This is a genomic window from Halomonas cibimaris (assembly GCF_055379665.1).
Genome location: NZ_AP043828.1, coordinates 203,978 through 222,710 on the forward strand (window position 1 = coordinate 203,978; position 18,733 = coordinate 222,710).

General features: G+C 63.0%; 19 protein-coding genes. 10 read left to right on the forward strand and 9 right to left on the reverse strand.

Translation table 11 applies throughout. The features are described 5' to 3' along the window. Window positions 1-29 precede the first annotated feature (29 nt). Entirely contained in the window at window positions 30-665 is a 636-nt protein-coding gene (locus ACZ415_RS00985; protein ID WP_344702709.1) for a TetR family transcriptional regulator, read from the forward strand. An 11-nt stretch (window positions 666-676) separates the two neighbouring features. Here ACZ415_RS00985 and ACZ415_RS00990 read toward each other — a convergent pair whose 3' ends face one another. From ACZ415_RS00990 to ACZ415_RS01010, 5 genes are all read right to left on the reverse strand, one after another. Next, window positions 677-1,330: a hypothetical protein gene (locus ACZ415_RS00990; protein WP_344702707.1), complete on the reverse strand. Its 654-nt coding sequence runs from the start codon at window positions 1,328-1,330 to the stop codon at window positions 677-679. A 224-nt stretch (window positions 1,331-1,554) separates the two neighbouring features. Next, the gene (locus tag ACZ415_RS00995) at window positions 1,555-4,734 is read right to left on the reverse strand and encodes an efflux RND transporter permease subunit (protein WP_344702705.1); all 3,180 of its coding nucleotides are present in this window, start codon (window positions 4,732-4,734) and stop codon (window positions 1,555-1,557) included. After that, window positions 4,734-5,996: an efflux RND transporter periplasmic adaptor subunit gene (locus ACZ415_RS01000; RefSeq protein ID WP_344702703.1), complete on the reverse strand. Its 1,263-nt coding sequence runs from the start codon at window positions 5,994-5,996 to the stop codon at window positions 4,734-4,736. Before ACZ415_RS01000 ends, ACZ415_RS00995 begins: the two co-directional genes overlap by 1 nt. Before the next feature lie 110 nt (window positions 5,997-6,106). Next, complete coding sequence (locus ACZ415_RS01005) at window positions 6,107-7,561, reverse strand: TolC family outer membrane protein (RefSeq protein ID WP_344702702.1); 1,455 nt, start codon at window positions 7,559-7,561, stop codon at window positions 6,107-6,109. Between the two features lie 117 nt (window positions 7,562-7,678). After that, window positions 7,679-8,518 carry a fructosamine kinase family protein gene (locus ACZ415_RS01010; protein WP_344702700.1) on the reverse strand — a complete coding sequence of 280 codons (840 nt, stop codon included), beginning with the start codon at window positions 8,516-8,518 and terminating at the stop codon, window positions 7,679-7,681. A 139-nt stretch (window positions 8,519-8,657) separates the two neighbouring features. Here ACZ415_RS01010 and ACZ415_RS01015 point away from each other — a divergent pair, with 139 nt between their 5' ends. Then, window positions 8,658-8,969 (forward strand): YqfO family protein, encoded by a 312-nt coding sequence (locus ACZ415_RS01015; protein WP_344702698.1) that lies wholly within the window; start codon window positions 8,658-8,660, stop codon window positions 8,967-8,969. Between the two features lie 77 nt (window positions 8,970-9,046). Here ACZ415_RS01015 and ACZ415_RS01020 read toward each other — a convergent pair whose 3' ends face one another. The 3 genes from ACZ415_RS01020 to ACZ415_RS01030 form a co-directional block, all read right to left on the reverse strand. Next, the gene (locus ACZ415_RS01020; protein WP_344702696.1) at window positions 9,047-9,898 is read right to left on the reverse strand and encodes a flagellar motor protein MotB; all 852 of its coding nucleotides are present in this window, start codon (window positions 9,896-9,898) and stop codon (window positions 9,047-9,049) included. Window positions 9,899-9,900: 2 nt separating this feature from the next. Beyond that, window positions 9,901-10,695: a MotA/TolQ/ExbB proton channel family protein gene (locus ACZ415_RS01025; RefSeq protein ID WP_344702694.1), complete on the reverse strand. Its 795-nt coding sequence runs from the start codon at window positions 10,693-10,695 to the stop codon at window positions 9,901-9,903. Window positions 10,696-10,892: 197 nt separating this feature from the next. Next, window positions 10,893-11,321: an OsmC family protein gene (locus ACZ415_RS01030; RefSeq protein WP_344702690.1), complete on the reverse strand. Its 429-nt coding sequence runs from the start codon at window positions 11,319-11,321 to the stop codon at window positions 10,893-10,895. Between the two features lie 282 nt (window positions 11,322-11,603). Here ACZ415_RS01030 and yghU point away from each other — a divergent pair, with 282 nt between their 5' ends. After that, window positions 11,604-12,464, forward strand: coding sequence for a glutathione-dependent disulfide-bond oxidoreductase (yghU, locus tag ACZ415_RS01035; protein WP_344702688.1), 861 nt, complete (start codon window positions 11,604-11,606; stop codon window positions 12,462-12,464). A gap of 28 nt (window positions 12,465-12,492) precedes the next feature. Here the strand turns inward: yghU and ACZ415_RS01040 are convergent, their stop codons facing one another. Then, on the reverse strand, window positions 12,493-13,485 hold the full coding sequence (locus tag ACZ415_RS01040; RefSeq protein WP_344702685.1) for a lipid A deacylase LpxR family protein: 993 nt from the start codon (window positions 13,483-13,485) through the stop codon (window positions 12,493-12,495). A gap of 211 nt (window positions 13,486-13,696) precedes the next feature. Between ACZ415_RS01040 and ACZ415_RS01045 the strand changes: the two genes are divergently transcribed. From ACZ415_RS01045 to ACZ415_RS01075, 7 genes are all read left to right on the forward strand, one after another. Beyond that, the gene (locus ACZ415_RS01045) at window positions 13,697-14,092 is read left to right on the forward strand and encodes a VOC family protein (RefSeq protein WP_344702683.1); all 396 of its coding nucleotides are present in this window, start codon (window positions 13,697-13,699) and stop codon (window positions 14,090-14,092) included. A gap of 124 nt (window positions 14,093-14,216) precedes the next feature. Next, window positions 14,217-14,606 carry a DUF4870 family protein gene (locus tag ACZ415_RS01050; RefSeq protein ID WP_344702681.1) on the forward strand — a complete coding sequence of 130 codons (390 nt, stop codon included), beginning with the start codon at window positions 14,217-14,219 and terminating at the stop codon, window positions 14,604-14,606. A gap of 4 nt (window positions 14,607-14,610) precedes the next feature. After that, window positions 14,611-15,540, forward strand: a complete 930-nt coding sequence (locus ACZ415_RS01055) for a lysophospholipid acyltransferase family protein (RefSeq protein WP_344702679.1) — start codon at window positions 14,611-14,613, stop codon at window positions 15,538-15,540. A 62-nt stretch (window positions 15,541-15,602) separates the two neighbouring features. Further along, window positions 15,603-15,953: a DUF4870 family protein gene (locus tag ACZ415_RS01060; RefSeq protein ID WP_344702677.1), complete on the forward strand. Its 351-nt coding sequence runs from the start codon at window positions 15,603-15,605 to the stop codon at window positions 15,951-15,953. Window positions 15,954-16,015: 62 nt separating this feature from the next. Continuing rightward, window positions 16,016-16,684, forward strand: a complete 669-nt coding sequence (gene tenA, locus ACZ415_RS01065) for a thiaminase II (protein ID WP_344702675.1) — start codon at window positions 16,016-16,018, stop codon at window positions 16,682-16,684. Window positions 16,685-16,723: 39 nt separating this feature from the next. After that, complete coding sequence (deoC, locus tag ACZ415_RS01070; protein WP_344702673.1) at window positions 16,724-17,494, forward strand: deoxyribose-phosphate aldolase; 771 nt, start codon at window positions 16,724-16,726, stop codon at window positions 17,492-17,494. Between the two features lie 110 nt (window positions 17,495-17,604). Next, window positions 17,605-18,732 carry an aminotransferase class V-fold PLP-dependent enzyme gene (locus ACZ415_RS01075; RefSeq protein WP_344702671.1) on the forward strand — a complete coding sequence of 376 codons (1,128 nt, stop codon included), beginning with the start codon at window positions 17,605-17,607 and terminating at the stop codon, window positions 18,730-18,732. Window position 18,733 lies beyond the last annotated feature (1 nt).

Consider the following 18,733-nt stretch of genomic DNA (forward strand, 5'->3'; position numbering starts at 1 on the left):
GCTGTCTTTATTGCTCAGGTTGCTTACTCATGGCCCGAAAAACCAAAGCCGAAGCGGCCGCCACGCGGGAAGCGCTGCTGGATGCGGCCGAAGACATGTTCATGGCGCACGGCGTTGCCCGCACTTCGCTTGACCAGATTGCCCGTCACGCAGGCATGACCCGGGGGGCCGTATACTGGCACTTCAAGAACAAGGCCGACCTGTTCCATGCCATGCTCCAGCGCGTGCGGCTGCCGTTTGAAGAACTCGTAGACAAGCTCGATGATACAACCGTCGACCAGCAGCCGCTGGAAGCGGTGCGGCTGGCCTGCCTGAGCGGCTTTATCCATCTGGAACAGCCCCGCTACCGGCGCGTACACGCCATTTTGCTGCACCACTGCGAGACCTTTGGCGATATTGACCCGCTCACCATGCAAAACGAGATGGCCGCAGAAACCTGCGGTGCGCTGAGCAAGTACTTTCATATGGCCGAGACGCTCAACCAGCTGCGGCCGTGCCTGGCTGCGGACATTGCCGCCCAGCTGATGCAGGCCATGCTGGCCGGGCTGTTTCACGACTGGCTGCGCAACCACGAACGCTACTCCATCTATCGTGAAGGCGCGCGCCTGGTCGAAACACAGCTTGCGCTCATGCAGCACGCCCCTGCCCCGCCGGCCACCGGCTAGCACACAGCGTGCTAGCGCGCCTTGCGCCTAAGCAGCAGGCGCTTGGCATGAACCCGCGCGCTGCAGTAGGCACTTTGGGACACGCTGCGATAGGCGTTTTCCCCGGGGAGAAACTTCACCAGCACGCGATGCTCGCCTGCATTTGCGGCCGCATCACTTTGCGGCTTGCCGTGCAGGCGCACCTCACAGCCCGGGTCACTGAGCAAAACGGCGCCGGCCCAGCCATCGGCATCCGGCTCATCGATGACTTTTACAACCTCTCCCAGCAGCGTACGACGCTGACCGTGGAACCAGCGATGAACCCTGTGGCACAGGCGCGCGGCCAGCGGTGATACCAGCGCAAAGGCGCCCCACAGCACGGCGATGCCCACGGGTATGCGAAAAAGTCCCAGCGACAGCCGGCTAAGCAGCAAAAATTCCACGGCCAGCGTCACCAGTCCGGCCAGCAGAATCAGCACGCTAAGCGCAAAAGTGGCCGGCACCCCGCCAAATCCCAGCGATACCAGCGTGCTGGCAGTATGTTCGTATCCCAGGCTGTCGCGCTCAAACAGCTCAAGCGGTGCCAACCGCACAGCGACGAGCAGCCAATAAAGCCCCAATACCACCACCAGCAAGGTGAACAGCACCATCGGAAAGCTGATAAACAGTGCGCTACCCCCTTCCATTCCTTACCCCCTCTTTCCATCGCTTGGCGGATCCCCATCGCCTGGCCGCTTTCTCAGCACTCGGCTGTCCCTGCCGCGACAGGCCCCGTCAGCATAGGCCGCGAATCGGCGATACACCTTAGCCTGCTTTATTCCACTCATACCATAAAAAGCACCGGCCATATAGCCGGTGCTCTTTCTTGCTGCAACACCCGGTCCGTTTACGCCGGGTAGCCCTTCAGCCGTTACGCTGACGCATTGCCGTTTTGTTCCGCGTGGTCGTGCGACTGGGCGCCGCGTTTGCGGTGCATCCAGTCGGCCACTCTGGCAATCATGGCGTAAAAGGTCGGTACAAAGCAGCTTGACACAATGGCAACCGTTGCCATGCCCACCGACACCGTAGTGCCGATATGGTGGCTGCTGGTATCACTTGCCCCGGTCGCCAGCGCCAGCGGCAGCGTACCCAGAATAAACGCGAAGGACGTCATGACGATGGGGCGAAAACGCAGCTCAGCGGCGATGATCGCGGCTTCGCGAATGGATTTGCCCAGCTCCTTGCGCTGCAGCTCGGCGAATTCCACGATCAAGATCGCGTTTTTCGCCGCCAGGCCAACCACCACCAGCATGCCGATTTCCACGTACACGCTGCTGTCCAGCCCGCGCAGGGCAATGCCGCCGATGCCGCCAAACAGGGCAAAGGGCGTCGCGGTCAGCACCGCCAGCGGCAGCGACCAGCTCTCGTACTGGGCCGCCAGGATCAAAAACACCATGAGCATGCCAAAGACGATGGCAAGAGCCGCCGCGCTGCCCTGGGTCGATTCCTGATAGGCCGTACCGGTCCAGCCCATGCCCCAGCCGTCGCCCAGCGTTTCCTGAACGATCTGTTCCATGGTGTCGATGGCCTGCGTGGAGCTGTAGCCCTCTGCCGGCTGGCCCTGGAACTGCGCGCCCAGGTACACGCCAAAGCGTGACACCACTGACGGTTTGACCTGACGCTTCAGCGTTACAAACTCGGCCAGCGGAATACGCTCACCGTTGCCGCCGCGCACGTAGACGTTGTTGATATCGTCCGGTGTCTTGCGAAACTCGTCTTCGTTTTGCAGATACACCTGGAAGTTACGGTTCTGGTAGCTGAAATAGTTGACAAACCCATTGCCGAACGTATTCGACAGCGTGGAGTGCAGCGCCGGCAGCGATACCCCGTAGCTCAGCGCTTTTTGCTGGTCGATCTCGGCGCGATAGCCCGGCACGTTAACGCTAAAGGTAGTAAAGACCTGGCTTAGCCCCGGATGCTGGTTGGCCGCCTGCATCACCTTCATTGAAGCTTCATAAAGCTCCTTGGACGACGCACCGCCAAACGATTGGAGATAGCCGGTAAAGCCCCCGGTCGTCGACAGCCCGATAATCGGCGGCACGTTAAACGCCCTGGCCGTGCCGCCTTCTACCTCGGCGCCCAGCTGCATGATTTTGCCGACCAGCTGCTCTGCCGTCAGGTCACGCTCGGCCCAGTCCACCATGTTGATAAACATGATGCCGCGTGCGGTGTTGACCGCGCTTGAGAGCATGTCGTAGCCGGCTACCGCCGAGGAATATTCCACGCCGGGAATCGCCTCGATACGCTCGGAAAGCCGTGACATATAGTCCCGGGTGCGCGCCAGCGACGCCGAATCCGGCAGCGAGACGCTGGCCAGCACGATGCCCTGGTCGGTCTCCGGCACCAGCGAGGCGGGCGTGCTTTCATACAGCCACCAGGTAGCACCGCCGACGAGCACCGTCAGCAGCAGCGCCAGCCCCCAAAAGCGCACCAGTACCTTGACCACTGCCATGTACACCGCGGTAATGCCGGCAAAGAGCCGATCAAAAAGCCGCAGCGGCGTGTGCAGCGCGCGATTTAGCTTGGACTCTTCACCGTCTGATTTGCGCTTGATGAAAATCGCCGACAGCGCCGGGGTAAACGTCAGCGCCATCAGCGCCGAGAACATCACCGAAATGGCCACGGTCAACGCGAACTGCTGATAGATCTGCCCGGTAAAGCCGCCAAGGAAAGCCACCGGCACAAACACCGCCGCCATGATCAGCGAAGTGGCAATGATGGGCCCGCCGACTTCCTGCATCGCGCGCACGGTGGCCTGACGCACGGTCAGGTCCTCCTCGCCAAGCACCCGCTCGACGTTTTCCACCACGAGTATGGCGTCGTCCACCACGATGCCGATCGAGAGCACCAGCGCAAACAGCGTCAGCAGGTTGATGGAAAAGCCGAAAATATAAAAACCGGCAAAGGTCGCAAGCACCGAAACCGGCACCACCGACATGGCGATCACCGTAAAGCGCCAGTTCTGCAGGAAAATAAACAGAATCACGCCAACGATGAGGAAGGCTTCGATAAAGGTGTGCACCACGGTTTCCACCGAGGCATCGATAAACAGCGTTGTATCGTAGGGCACCACGTAGTCAAGCCCTTCGGGGAAGCGCTTTTTGAGCTCCTCCATGGTGCTTTTGACCGCCCCTGAGGTTTCCAGGGCGTTGGCACCGGGCTGCTGGTTGATGATAATCGGCGCCATCGTGCCGCCGTTAAGGCGCGCCTCGACGCCGTAAAACGACGCTCCCAGCTCAATACGCGCCACATCGTCAAGGGTCAGCGATGAGCCGTCAGGGTTGGTGCGCAGGGCGATGTTGCGAAAATCATCTACATTGTTCAGTCGCCCGCCGGCGGTAATGGTGTAGGTGAACGCCCGCGGCTCGCTCTGCGGCGTGGCCGCCAGGCTGCCCGCCGGCACCTCGGTATTCTGGGCGCGAATGGCCGAGGCGACTTCCGCCGGCGTCAGATCATACTGCGCCAGCTTGTTGGGGTTCATCCATACGCGCATGGCGAACTCGCCGCCGCCCAGCACTTCGGCCTCGCCCACGCCGGGCACCTGGCGAAGCTCGTCGAGGATATTCAGCGTTGCGTAGTTTTGCAGATAGACCCGGTCGTAGTCGCCCTGGGGGGAAATCAGCGAGACCAGCATCAGAATCGAGCTTGAGCGCAGCTCTACGGTAACGCCCTGATCCTGCACCGCTTCAGGCAGCTGCGACAGCGCCCCCTGCACGCGGTTGTTGACGTTGATGGTGTTGATATCACCGTCGGTGCCGATGTCAAAGGCGATCGACAGGCTCATTGAGCCGTTGTCCGCACTGGTCGAGGTCATGTAGAGCATGTCCTCGACGCCGTTGATCGACTCGGCCAGCGGCGCGGCGACGGTTTGCGCTACCGTTTCGGCGTCGGCGCCGGGAAACTGCGCGCTGACCGATACCGTGGGCGGCACAATGCTTGGGTACTGCTCGATCGGCAGCACCCGCATGCTCATTATGCCGACAACGGTGAGAATAATGGCGATGACCGTGGCAAAAATCGGCCGCTTGATGAAAAAGTTGGAAAAATTCATTACGACGCGTCCTCGCCACCCGACGCGGCCTCTGACGATGTGCCATCGGTGCTGGCACCGTTACCCTGTGCCTGCTGGCCCTGGGCCTGCTGCTGCGCTTTTGACGCTTGCATCAGCGCCGCTGCATCGCCGTCAAACGGCTGGGGCTTGATCGGCGTACCCGGCGTGATGCCGGCCGGATCGCCGACGATCACGCGATCACCGGCCTCCACGCCGCCGTTTAACACCTGCCAGGGGCCGGCCAGCTCGCCCAGCTCAACGGTGCGCGCCCGAGCGGCGTTATCGTCGTCGAGCACGAAGACCTGCGGGCCCATCAGGCCCTGGGTCAGGGCAATTTCCGGCACCGCCAGTACGTCAAAGCGCTTTAGCCCTTCCAGGTATACGCGCACGTACTGGCCGGGCAGCACCCGGGCGTCAGGGTTGGCAAAGTTGGCGTTGGCCTGCACGGTGCTGGTGGCCTCGTCGACGGTAGCGCCGAGAAAGTCCAGCTTGCCGGTCAGCGCACTGGCGCTGCCGGGCAGTTCAAGGCGCGCACCGATATCTTCAATCACCATGCCGTCTTGTAGCTGGCGGCGCAGCTCAAAGGCGTCGCGCTGGGGCAGCTGAAAGCGCACCTCCAGCGGATCAAGCGGGGTGATGGTGGCAAGTTCAGTACCCGGGTTGACCAGGTTGCCAACGTTGATCCGGCTCAGGCTGATCATGCCGGATACCGGTGCCTGAACGTCTGCGTAGTCCAAATCGATCTGCGCGCTTTCCAGCGCCGCGGACGCCTGGGCTACGCTTGCCTGGGCAACGCGCCGGTCGGCCAGGGCCTGATCGTACTGCTGGCGGCTTACCGAATTCTGGCTGAGCAGGCGTTCAAAGCGCTCGGCGTCGCGCTGGGCGCGTGCAAGCGTGGCCCGGGCGCTTTGCAGGTCTGCCTCGCGCTGGTTGACCGCTGCCTGATAGCGGTCCGGCTCGATCTGGTACAGCGTTGCGCCTTTTTCTACCATTTCGCCGGGCTCAAAGAGCTTGTCTTCCAGCGTGCCGCTGACCCGGGCCACCAGCGTAACGGCATCGTCACTGCGCAGAAGCGACGGATAGGATTTATCCAGCGCGATGTCTTGACGCTCAAGCGTTGTGACTTCCACCGGCCGGGGTTGCTGCTGGCTGCCCTGCTGCTGGCCATTTTCCGACGGCTCTTCACTACCGCAGGCGGCCAGCAATACGCTGGCCGCCACGGCGAGTGCCGTACGGCCCACGCTACTCAACGATGTTTTCATGATGTCCTTGTATCCGTTAACGCCCTGACAGAATGGGCGAAGCCTACAACCATACATGGTTGAATGTAAATACACGTGCCGCCGGGGTTGCCCGGTGGCACGTGGATCGCTCAGGGCGTGCGCGTAGGCCGCTTGCCGATGCGGGTGACGCTATCCGCGTTCTCTTCGGGCAGCGTGAAGCTGACGCTGTCTTTGCCCAGCCAGCCGTTCACCTCGTTCAGCGCATCGACGTCGAGCACGCCGGAGCGCTGGCGCAGGGTCAGCAGGTTGATCACGTAGTCATAGCGGGCGCTGGCGTAGTCCGCCATGGCGTTATACAGATTCTGCTCGGCGTTGAGCACGTCCACAATGTTGCGCGTGCCCACTTCATAGCCGGCCCGCGTAGCGTCCAGCGCACTTTGGTTGGACACAATGGCCTGGCGGCGCGCCTCTACCGTGGAGACGTTATTGCTCACCTGGGTATAGCGCGAACGCACCTGCTGGACGGCTTCGCGGCGCTGGTCTTCAAAGTCATACTGCGTGGATTCCAGCCGGTAGGTGTTCTGGCGGATTCTGGCCGTGGTGGTGCCGCCGGTGTAAAGCGGCAGGCTAAACTGCACACCGACCCGGCCTTCGGCGCTGTGCCCTTCCACGCCGTCGGCGTCGTTATCGTCGTAGTTATAGTTGGCAAAAGCGTTGACCGTCGGCAAGCGGTTGGCACGGGCAATGGCTACGTCGCTTTGGCTGACTTCAACGCCGGCCTGGCTGGCCAGTACTCGGGGATTTTTTTCCACGGCCAGCTCAACCCAGTGCTGGCGGTCGGCCGGAGTCGGCGCCTGAATGGGCACGTCGTCCTGCAGCGCTTCAATGCTTGCGTAGCGCTTGCCGGTCAAACGCTCCAGGGCTTCAAAACGCACCTGCAGATCGCTTTGCGCGGCGATACGCTCGGCCCGGGACTGGTCAAAGCGGGCCTGGGCCTCTTCAACTTCGGTAATGGCGATCAGGCCAACGTCAAACTGCTCCTGGGCCTGCTCCAGCTGGCGGCCGATGGCGCGCTCCTGGGCGCGGCGGGCTTCCAGGATTTCGTAGGCGCGCAGGATCTCAAAATAGGCCGAGGCCACGTTAATCAGCACTTCCTGCTCGGTGGCGGCCAGCTGGTAAAGCTGCTGATTGACTTGACGCTCGGCTCTTTCCACCTCGCGGCTGTTGATGGCATCAAACAGCGCCTGGGTGGCTTCCAGGCTAAGGCTTACGCTGTTGATGCTGTCGTCTACGGCGGCCCCGGTGCCGGCCGTTCCGGGCCGGCGCCGGCTCTGCTCTTGACGCTCGAACTGCTCGCTATGGGCAGCGTTGCCCTGGGCGCTGAGCTGCGGCAGCAGATTGCCCTGCTCGGCGTCCCGAGCGGCTCGGGTACTCCGGGTGGTGGCCTGGGCGGCCCCTAACGCTGCGTTATTGTCCAGCGCGTCCTGGGCAATGGTCAGCAGATCCGCCGACAGGGCAGGCGTTGCCCAGGCCGCCGCCACTAACGAAGGCAACAGCGCGCGACGCACCGAAACCAGAACAGAAGAGAGGGGCTGTCGCAGCATGGCGTCTTCCTCGTTACATGATGGTTACAGATCGGCTTTGAGCCGGAATTTACATACATTATCGCATGTTAGCATGGCAAGCACAGCGCTTTTACGCAGCGATACCCGGCCCCGCCGCTAGCCGGCGCACTCCAGACGGGAAAGCGCACGGCGTACGCCGCCGAGATACCCGGCACCGAACAGCAGCAGGTGATTGAGCAGCGGATAAAGCTGAAACAGCGCTTCCCGCCGCGGCCAGTCGTCCGGCGCACTGCCTTGCCAGTACGCTTCGAAAAAGGCCGGGCCGGGCGCACCGAACAGCGTCAGCATGGCAATATCCACTTCCGGGTAGTGGGCGTATACCGCCGGGTCAATCACGCCAGGGCCACAAGGCGTATACAGCACGTTGCCCGCCCACAGGTCACCGTGTATCAGCCGGGGAGCCGCCGGTGCCAGCCAGTCTTCCAGCGCGTTTGCCTGGCGGCGCAGGCGATCCGCTGTTGCCTGGTCCAGCAGGCCCTGCCGGGTGCATGCGTCCACCAACGGCAGCAGGCGCCGGTCACGCTGAAAAGCGCGGCCGTCCGGCAGCGAAGCGTTGGGCTGAGGCGTTTGCCCGCAGGCGTTGTCGCGATGCCAGCCGTGCTGCTGCCGAGGCGTCTGATGCAGACGCCGCAGGCCCGTGCCCAGCGCAGCAGCGTCACCGCTGGCGGCGGTTTCCAGCGCCTCGGTCAACAGCCAGCCGTGTCCGCAGCCCAGCACCTCGGGCACCACCAGCCCGCTTTGCGCCCGGGCCAGCGCAGCCAGGCCCTCGGCTTCACCTTCCAGCCGCTCGGGCGCATCGCGCTTGGCGATAACGTCGCCTTCCGCGGTCGTCAGCCGGTACACGGCGTTGCTGTCCGCGGCGCTGATCAGGCGAATGGATGCTTCATCGGCGGCAAGTCCCTGCTCTTCCAGCAGGGCGCGCAGTCCGCTTTCCATGGTGCTCTCCTTGTGCTCGACGCCGAAATCGCAAGTGGCCCGCGGTATTTTTATCCGCGGCCGGGCGTGACAGGCGTCGCTTTTCTCCCCGCTTTTTTGGCAAGATAGTCGTCATTGCTCAACCATGCCGGGAGGCGATATGTACAAGCTGGCGTTTTATGTGCCCGTCGACGCGGCAGAAAGCGTCAAGGAAGCGGTGTTTGAAACCGGCGCGGGGCGTTTGGGCCACTACGAGGCGTGCTGCTTTCAAACCCGGGGCACCGGGCAGTTTCGCCCGCTGGCCGGCGCCGAGCCGCACATCGGCCGCGTTGATGCGCTAACCCACGTCGAGGAGCTCAAAATAGAGCTGGTGTGCGCCGACGACGCTATCCACGCCGCCGTCGCGGCACTCAGGCTTGCCCACCCGTACGAAGAGCCGGCCTTTGATGTCTGGCAGCTGGCGGATATATAAAGCCGGCGAGCGGTGTTGTCTCGCTTCACAGACAGCAGCGTACGCCCTGATTCAACGTTATTGCTTCGGCTTTGCCGCTACGATTCGGCCGGGGCGGAAGACGCTTCACCAAGCGTGTTAATCCCTTGGGTACCGCGCTCCTCGGTTGCCTCGGTGAGGTCAATGGTAATCTCTACCCGCCGATTTTTCGCCCGGCCGGCGGCCGTGTCGTTGGACGCACGCGGGCGCGTGGAGGCAAACCCCTGAACGACCAGGCGCTGTCGCGACAGCGCCCGGTTTTTCTGCAAGATATTGGCCACCGAGGCGGCGCGCAGGGCAGAAAGATCCCAGTTGCTGTGAAAGCGCTCGGTATTGATGGGCACGTCGTCAGTATGCCCGCCAATCGCGATATTGCCCGGCAGCCCGGCAAACACTTCGGCCATGTCTTCCAGCAGCGTGGCAAACGAGCCGGTCACTCGGTCTGAGCCCGACATGAACGTTCCCCTCTCTTCGATGCGGATCACGACCCGAAAGCCGTCTACCTCAACCTGGGTGACATCGCTGTTGCCCGAGGCCTCCAGCAGCGATTTGATCTGCTGCGCCAGCTCTTGCGTTTGTTCCCGGTGATGGGTTTCCAGCATCTGACGCATGGCTTCAAGCTGCGGCCGCTCCTCCATGGTGCGCTGGCGAATTTCATCCAGCAAGGTGCGATCAGGCACCGCCGGGGAAAACTTGTCCAGCGCGGCACTGGTACCCTTGGGAATCTGCATGGCTTCAATGTCACGCTGCACGCCGAAGGCCTGGGACAGCTCGCCGGCAATGCGACGGAATTTCTCCGCGTCAATTTCGGAAAACGACAGCAGCAGCACGAAAAAGCACAGCAGCAGCGACATCAGGTCCGCATAGGTAATCATCCACTGCGGAATGTCCATCGACGGCTTTTTGCTCATGGCTAGCCCCGCCCTCCGGTGGGGTTGGCAGCGGCTTCGGCGTCCTCGTCACGGGCGCGGCTTTCCGGGGGCAAATAAAGCGCCAGCATCTGCTCGAGCACGTGCGGGTTTTTGTCGCCCTTGATCGCCAACACCGCATCGATCCACAGCTGCTGCATCTTGGCTTCCTGGTTCATGCGCAGCCACAGCTTGTCGGCAATGGGACTGGCAATCATGTTGGCGATCATCGCCCCGTAGAGCGTGGTTAACAGTGCCACTGCCATGGCCGGGCCGATCTTTGACGGATCGTCCATGTTGGCCAGCATCTGCACCAGCCCTACCAGCGTGCCGATCATGCCCATGGCCGGCGCCACCTCGGCAAACGCGGAAAACACCCGCCCGCCGGCTTCGTTGCGCTCCAGGGTCAAAAGGCGTTCCTTGGCCATCATCTCCTTTATCATCTCAGCGCTGAAGCCGTCCGCCAGCATCTGCAGCCCTTTGGCCAGATACGGCGAGTTGACCTCTTGGCTTTCCAGCACCAAAAGCCCCTGTTTACGCGAGAGCTTTGACAGCTCGATAAGCTCATCGATGCTCTCCTGGGTGCTCGGCAGCTGAAACTTGAACGCCCGAGCCGCCGCCTTGAAGGCAAACTTGAACTGGGTAATGCTGAATTTGGCCAGCACCACAAACAGCGTGCCGCCCACCACCAGCAAAAGCCCTGTAGGGTTGAGAAACACTTCGGGCGAGGTGCCCATAATAACCGAGGCGCTGACCAGCACGGCCGCCCCCAGCAGTCCTATTAGCGTTGCGAGATCCACAGTCTCTCCTGAATAGTCGCGTTCAACGGCCGTCGCCGGAACGCAGATGGGTCATAACCGCATGAGCCAATGCGTGAAACACTAGCACGGCAGCACCCGGGGATTGTACTGCGGGCCGCAATCGCCTGGCGCAAAAAAGCCCTGAGGCGATCAGGGCTTTACGTGTAGCCGGCTCGTCAGCCGGCACCGCGTCACACTCAGGCGTTATTCAGCGTGGCGTTCATGGTGATGTTGGCGTTGAACAGCTTGGAAATCGGGCAGCCCGCTTTGGCGCCTTCAGCCGCCTTCTGGAAGGCCGCATCGTCAGCGCCGGGCACGGTGGCCGTCACATCCAGGTGAACCGCCGGAATCTCAAAGCCGTCGTCGCTTTCCTGGATAGTGACCGTGGCTCGGGTGTCAACGGCGTCCGGCGTGTAGCCAGCTTCGCCCAGCACCAACGACAGCGCCATGGAGAAACAGCTGGCGTGGGCGGCCCCCACCAGCTCTTCGGGGTTGGTGCCCTTTTCATCGGCGAAACGCTGGCCGAAGTTGTACGGGCGCGCGTCGAGCACGCCGCTTTCACTTGAAACCGTGCCCTTGCCGTCTTTCAGTCCACCTTCCCAGTGTGCGCTTGCGTGACGATCCATAGCGATACTCCTCAGCGTTAGTCGTCGATTGACGTCCGCCTTCTCGCGCCCAGGTCAGCGCTGCGAGAAAACGGCGTCCGGCGTTTTCATCCTGCAGCGAAGGTCGGGCTTTATCAAGGCGGCGCAAACGCCTGGCGATGTTTTTGCGGCTTTTTCGCGCGTATGTTATGCCTTTCGTACCGCGATCACACGATGCCCGACGTAATGGTTCCCCTGTTGTAATACTGCAGGCTGTGATACCGCTCGTTGTGATCGATACAGAGCCGCTGCAAGGAGACCATAATGCACGATACATCCTACACCCTGCCGCGTGTCTGGCAGTGGGAAACCGATAACGGCGGCAAGTTTGCCGGCACCAACCGTCCTACTGCCGGGGCGACCCACGACAAGGCGCTGCCCGTGGGCGAACACCGCTTTCAACTGTATTCGCTGGCCACGCCCAACGGCGTCAAGGCCAGCATCATGTTCGAAGAGCTCTTGGCCCTGGGCCACGACGCCGAGTACGACGCCTGGCGGATCGATATCGGCGAGGGCGAACAGTTCAGCAGCGGCTTTATCGAGGCCAACCCCAACGCCAAGATTCCGGCCCTGTTCGATTACGGCCAGGCCCAGCCCCAGCGGGTGTTTGAGTCCGGCACGATTCTTTTATATCTGGCCGAGCAGTTCGACGCCCTGCTGCCCCGGGCTGTAGCGCCGCGCACGGAAACGCTCAGCTGGCTATTCTGGCAGATGGGCAGCGCACCCTTTGTAGGCGGCGGCTTTGGCCACTTTTACGCCTACGCCCCGGAGGCGATGAAATACCCCATCGACCGCTACACCATGGAAACCAAGCGCCTTTTGGACGTGCTCAACCGGCGGCTGGCCGAAACTCGCTACCTCAACGGCGACGCCTACAGCATTGCCGATATTGCCAGCTGGGCATGGTTTGGCCAGCTGGCCCTGGGCCGCGTTTACGACGCCGCGGAATTTCTCCAGACCCATGACTATCAGCACGTCATGCGCTGGGCCCGGGATATCGCCGAGCGCGACGCCGTCAAGCGCGGCTGCATGGTGAACCGCGCCTTCGGCGAGCCCCACGAACAGCTGCTTGAGCGCCACAGCGCCAGCGACTTTGAACACAAAACCCAGGACAAGATCGGCTGATCTTGCCGCCGACAGCGCCTGGCCTTGGCTAGAGCGCTGTCCTCAGCGTCAGCGCAGCAAAGCGATCGGGATCTTGCTGCCCGTGAAATTCCCGGCTGCGCTGAACGGCGGCAAAACGCATCTGCCATGCGTCCCAGCCAACAGCAAATCCGGCTGTCACGTCGCCGACCCATTCGCGCCGGTCAACGGAGTGGCTGCTGGAAAACGTGTTGCCGTCAAGCAGCAGGTTGTGGGCCACGTAATAGCCTTCCACCCCGGCAAACGCATACCAGTTAACGCCGCTTTCGTTGAGAAAGCCGGCGCTGCTAGACGGGCTGGGCGCCAGGCTGGGAATGCTGCGCGCGGCATCGCCAAAGCGCACGCTATAGCCGATGCCGGCATGGGTGCGCAAATTGCCCAGCGCCGCGGTGACCAGCGGGCCGGACGCCAGCTGCTTGCCGGCAAAAGGCGCCTTTTGCCACCACTGGCGGCGCAGGCCCAGATTCACAATGGCCTCGTCGTCGAGCTGATGCTCCCAGCCCTGGGGGCGATCACTGCCGACCAGGCGATGCACTTCCTGCTGAATGCTGTCGGCAAGCGACGACGGCCCAACCACCCCTACATCCAAATGCAGGTCTGTGGCGGTATGGCCGTACGCTGTCGCCTGGCTATCAAACAGCGACACGCCGCCCAGCATCAGCCCGGCATAGGGGCGATCACGCTCGATCAGCGCGGATGTCTCGATATCGTTGGGCGTGTAAATGCGGTGCGCCAGCCGATATTCGGCCCGCTGAGTGCGCTGCACCAGTTCGTCAGGCAAGGCCCGTCCAACCCGCTGGGTCCAGTGCTCGGGGGCTGGTGTAAAATCGTAGCGCAGCGTGACGCCGCTGGTATAGTGGCCGTCATCGGTGCTGACCGTGCCGTCGTTGGCAATCGTTAGGCTAAAGGCATCGCTCGCCCGGGCCGCAGTCGGCAGACCGGCCATGGCCAGCCCCGCCGCTACCAGCGTCAACGCCTGCCTGACGCTACACATTTGCTTCATACCCTGCTCCTTGAAAAATAAAACGTCGTAGTAAATCATGATTGGATGCAAAAGTCCTTAGCCGGCTCAGCGCCTTGCCGGGCCCTTTTCGCGCCGGTGTGGCCGTTCTGCGCGCTCACACATGGCACGGCTTTTGCGTCTTCATACCCCGTCAGCGTATTCTTGACGTCATCCGTTTTCGCCTTAAGACGTTTGACGTAAGGAAAGTGCCATGCTTTCAGGATTGGACCATCTGGTGGTAACCGTCACCGACATGACCCGCGCTGTGGATTTCTACTCCCGCGTGCTGGGGCTTGACGTACGCTATCGCGACGCCCAGCGCGTTGATCTGATGCTTGGCGACACCGCGCTGCGCCTGCACCAGACCGATACCGATATCGCGCCCACCTCGGCCACGCCTACGCCGGGCAGTCTGGATCTGTGCCTGCGCTGCCAGCTGCCGCTGGAGGCGTTTCGCCAGCACCTTGACGCCTTGAGCATTGATGTCGAACTGGGCCCGGTCGATCGCCAGGGCGCCAACGGCCCTATCCAGTCGCTTTATCTGCGCGATCCCGACGGCAATCTGCTGGAAATTGCCCGCCCGGTACGGCAGGCAGAAAAAACCTAGGCGCCCCGGGCCGATGCACCGCGCCGCGCACCGGGGTAATATGGCCGGCACAGGCCGGGCGAGACGCCAGGACACGACCAGCAACGCCGGCACGCAGACGATCAAGACACGACGAGGTAGGCACATGGATGAAGATACCCGGCAACCGGTGTATCGCGAAGACGCGGGGGCACGGCAAGCGCCTCGCTCGCCGGACACCACCCTGGCAACGGTGGTATATGCGCTGTATCTGGCAAGCTTTGTCGTCGGCTTTACCTCCATTATCGCCGTGATCATCGCCTATCTCCATCGCGGTGACGGCCCGGACTGGCTGGATGCGCACTATCGCTATCAGATCCGCACCTTCTGGATAGGGCTGCTGTACGCGCTGGTTGCCACTCTTCTGACGCTGGTCTTGATCGGCTTTCCGCTGCTGCTGGCACTTGCAGTATGGCTGATCGTGCGCTGCGTAAAGGGCTTTAAGGGCCTGCAGGAAAAGCGCGCACCGCACAACGTACATAGCTGGCTGTTGTAATACCATGCCTTATCCCTCTTTTCCGCCACGCCGTACCCGCGCCGGCGCCGTTGCCTGGCTGTGGCAGCGGCTGGCCGGCTGGCCGCTCGCTCGCCTGTGGCGCCTGGCACGCCTGGCCGGTGCGCTGGTCTACCGCTTCAGCCGGCGCGAACGCGAGGTAACCCGGCGCAATCTGGCCGTCGTCTACCCCGCGCTTGCTGCCCGGGAGCGCCGCGCGCTGACCCGGCGCAGCCTGCGCCACTCCGCCGCCACCATGCTGGAGCTGGGGCACGCCTGGATGGCACCGCCAGCGCGCGTAGCCGCCGGCATCATCGCCGTGCACGGCCGCGAAAAGCTCGACGACGCTCGACGTGACGGCCGCGGCGTGATCGTGCTCGCCCCGCATTTCGGCAACTGGGAGGTGCTCAACTTCTGGCTGTCGAGCCACTTCCCGTTCACCGCCATGTATGAGCCGCCCAAAATGACCGCGCTGGACCCGATCATCCGCCACGGCCGGCAGCGCCAGGGCGCCGCGCTTGTGCCCACCAACGCCCGCGGGGTAGCCGCACTGCTCAAAGCGCTCAAACGCCACGAAGCCGTGGGCATTCTGCCCGACCAGGAACCCGGCTGGGGCAGCGGCGTGTTTGCGCCGTTTTTCCACCGCGATGCCTACACCGCTACGCTGCTGCCCAGGCTGGTCGCCCGCACTCAGGCGCGCGTGGTGACCGGCGTGGCCCGGCGCGTACCCGGCAAGGGGTTTGCCATCCATTTTCTTGACGCCGACGTACGCGTCTACAGCACCGACGACGTCACCTCCGCCACCGGCGTCAACGCCTGCGTGGAAGCCGCCATCCGCCTTGACCCGGCGCAGTATCAATGGGAATACAAGCGCTACCGCAAAGTCATCGAAGAGCAGCAGGGACGCGCCGACTACCGTGATTTCCAGCTGTATTGACGCCATAGCGCAGCCGACGCGCTGCCGTCTATTTGAGACCTTCTGCATGTGAGACCGCCCGCATGACCAACCTCGATACCCCATACGTGAACACGCGTACGCCGCAAATCGTCTACGCCCTGTTTCTCGGCGGCATCGTGACGGCCAACGTGACGCTGCTGATCGGCGTAATCATCGCCTACGTCTACCGCAAGGGCGCCGCCCCCTGGCTTCAGGCCCACTATCGCTACCTGATCCGCACGTTCTGGATCGGCACGCTGTATTTCTGTGCCGTCTTCGCCTTGAGCGTCTTTGCACTGGGTGCCATCCTGTGGCCGCTTTTGGCGGTATGGCTGGTCGTGCGCTGCATCACCGGGTTTATCGCCGTGCGCCGGGGCCTGCCGCCGGCACGCCCGGGCAGCTGGCTCTGGTAAGCTGGGCGCGCCGCCCCGGGCCGCTGCCCGGCACAGATGAATAGACAGGGAGACTGCAACACATGGGGTATCAGTTCAGCGATTTGACCCGCGCCTGCCCGCGTAACTGGCGCGCCTACATCGAGCATGATTTCGTCCGCCAGCTGGGTGCGGGCACGCTGGAAGACGGCGCTTTTCGCCACTATTTAAAGCAGGACTATCTGTTTTTGATTCATTTCGGCCGCGCCTATGCGCTGGCCGCATACAAAAGCCCCACCCTTGCCGATTTGCGCCAGGCGCTGGAGGGCATGAAGGCGATCATCGATATCGAACTGGGTCTGCATATCGACTACTGCCGCCAGTGGGGCGTCAGCGAGCAGGAACTGGCCGCGCTGCCCGAAGCCCGCGCCACCCTGGCCTACACCCGCTACGTGCTGGATACCGGCAGCCGCGGTGATCTGCTCGACCTGCACGTAGCGCTTTCGCCCTGCCTGGTCGGCTACGGTGAGATCGCCAACTGGCTCAACGCCCAGCCTTTCACCCGGCGCGGGGCCGACAACCCCTTTGACGCCTGGATCGCCATGTACGAAAGCGACGAGTTCCAGCAGGCCATGCAGGCCGAGGTTGCCTGGCTCAACGAACGCCTGAGCGAAGTATCCCCGGCGCGCTTTGCCGAGCTTACCACCATCTTCAACGACGCCACGCGTCTGGAAATCGATTTCTGGCAGATGGGGCTTGATCGCGCCGAATAGCCCGCCGTCTGCTACCTAACATCAACCAGTGAGACTCCCATGCCTGCTTCGATCAACTTGCTTCAAGCCGCGCGCCAGGCGCTGGCGCTGCTGGACGTGACCCGCCTTGCGGCGGCGGATAGCGACGCCGATATCGAGTCGCTGTGCCAGCAGGCCAAAACGCCTTTCGGCCACCCGGCCGCGGTGTGCGTGTATCCTCAGTTTGTGGTGGCCGCGCGGCGCGTGCTGACCGCCCACAAGCTCAACGGCGAGGTCAAGATCGCCGCGGTCGCCAACTTTCCCCACGGCAACGACGACATCATGGCCGCGGCGCGACAAACCCGCGAAGCGGTGGCCTCAGGCGCAGACGAAGTCGACGTGGTGCTGCCCTGGCGCGCCCTGCTCGACGGCGACGAAGAGACCTGCCTGGAGTTTGTCGAAATGTGCCAGGCAGCGTGCGGCGGCCAGGCGCTTTTGAAAGTCATCCTTGAAACCGGCGAGCTCAAAGACCCGGCGCTGATCAAGCGCGCCTGCGAGCTTGCCATTGAAGGCGGCGCCGACTTTCTCAAGACCGCCACCGGCACAGCCGGCGTGGGCGCCACGCCCGAGGCCGCAACCGTTATGCTCAACGCCATCAAGAACAGCGGGCAGGACGTGGGCTTCAAGGCCGCCGGGGGCATCCATACCGCCGAAGACGCCGCCGTCTACCTCACGCTGGCAAGCGACATCATGGGGCCGGCATGGATGACCCCGCGCCATTTCCGCCTGGGCGCCACGACGCTGCTGCCTCATCTGGTATCCACGCTGGCAGGCGCTTCCGACATCGCCTGACGGCATCTACGCCCCGGTCTCTCTTTTCCCGGGGCGGCATTGCTCGTATTCTTGCATTATCCCTTATCCAGCGCGCCGTTCGCCGGCGCGCAGCCACTCAGGAGAGCATCATGGCCGGCCTGCTGCCCAACATCGACCCGGAAGGACTGCTGGAATATTCCGTGGTCTATACCGACCGCGCGCTGAATCACATGTCGCAACGTTTTCAAGGCGTCATGCGCGACATTTCCGCCACGCTGAAAGACGTCTACTGCGCCCACGCCACAGCGATTGTGCCGGGTAGCGGCACGTTCGGCATGGAAGCCGTCGCCCGCCAGTTCGCTACCGATCAGTCCGTTTTGGTGATCCGCAACGGCTGGTTCAGCTACCGCTGGACCCAGATCATCGAGCAGGGCCGGCTGACCGAGCAGCACACCGTACTCAAGGCCCGCCGTCAGGTTCCCGGCGACGAGCGCTCGCCGTTTCTGCCCGTACCCGCTGACGAAGCCGCCGCACGCATCCGCGCGGAAAAACCCGCCGTGGTCTTTGTGCCTCAGGTGGAAACCTCCGCCGGCATGCAGCTGCCCGACGACTACCTGCGCACGGTGGCCAAGGCCACCCGCGAAGTCGGCGGCCTGTTCGTGCTCGACGCCATTGCCGCCGGCACCCTCTGGGTCGACATGGCCGATCTGGGCATCGACGTGGTGGTCACCGCGCCGCAGAAAGGCTGGAGCGGCTCGCCCTGCTGTGCCATGGTGATGCTCTCCGAGCGCGCCGAAAAGCGCCTGGCCGAGACCCGGAGCACAAGCTTTGCCTGCGATCTCGCCCGGTGGCACGGCATCATGCAGGCGTACGAAAACGGCGGCCACGCCTACCACGCGACCCTGCCCACCGATGCGCTGCAGACCCTGCGCGATATCATGTTCGAGACTCGCGACTACGGCTTTGCCCGCGTCAAGCAAGAACAGCAGGTGGTCGGCGAGGCGGTTCGCGCCATGCTCAAGCGCCACGGCTTTATCAGCGTGGCCGCCGACGGTTTCGATGCGCCGGGCGTGGTGGTGTGCTATACCGAAGACCCGGGCCTGCCGGCCAAGCTCGCCGAGCAGGGCGTACAGGTCGCCGGCGGCGTGGCACTGGCCTGCGACGAAGGCGAACATTTCCAGACCTTCCGCATTGGCCTGTTCGGGCTGGACAAACTGCACCACCCCGAGCGCAGCGTACGCCATCTGGAACGCGCGCTGGACGCCCTCAAGGAATAGC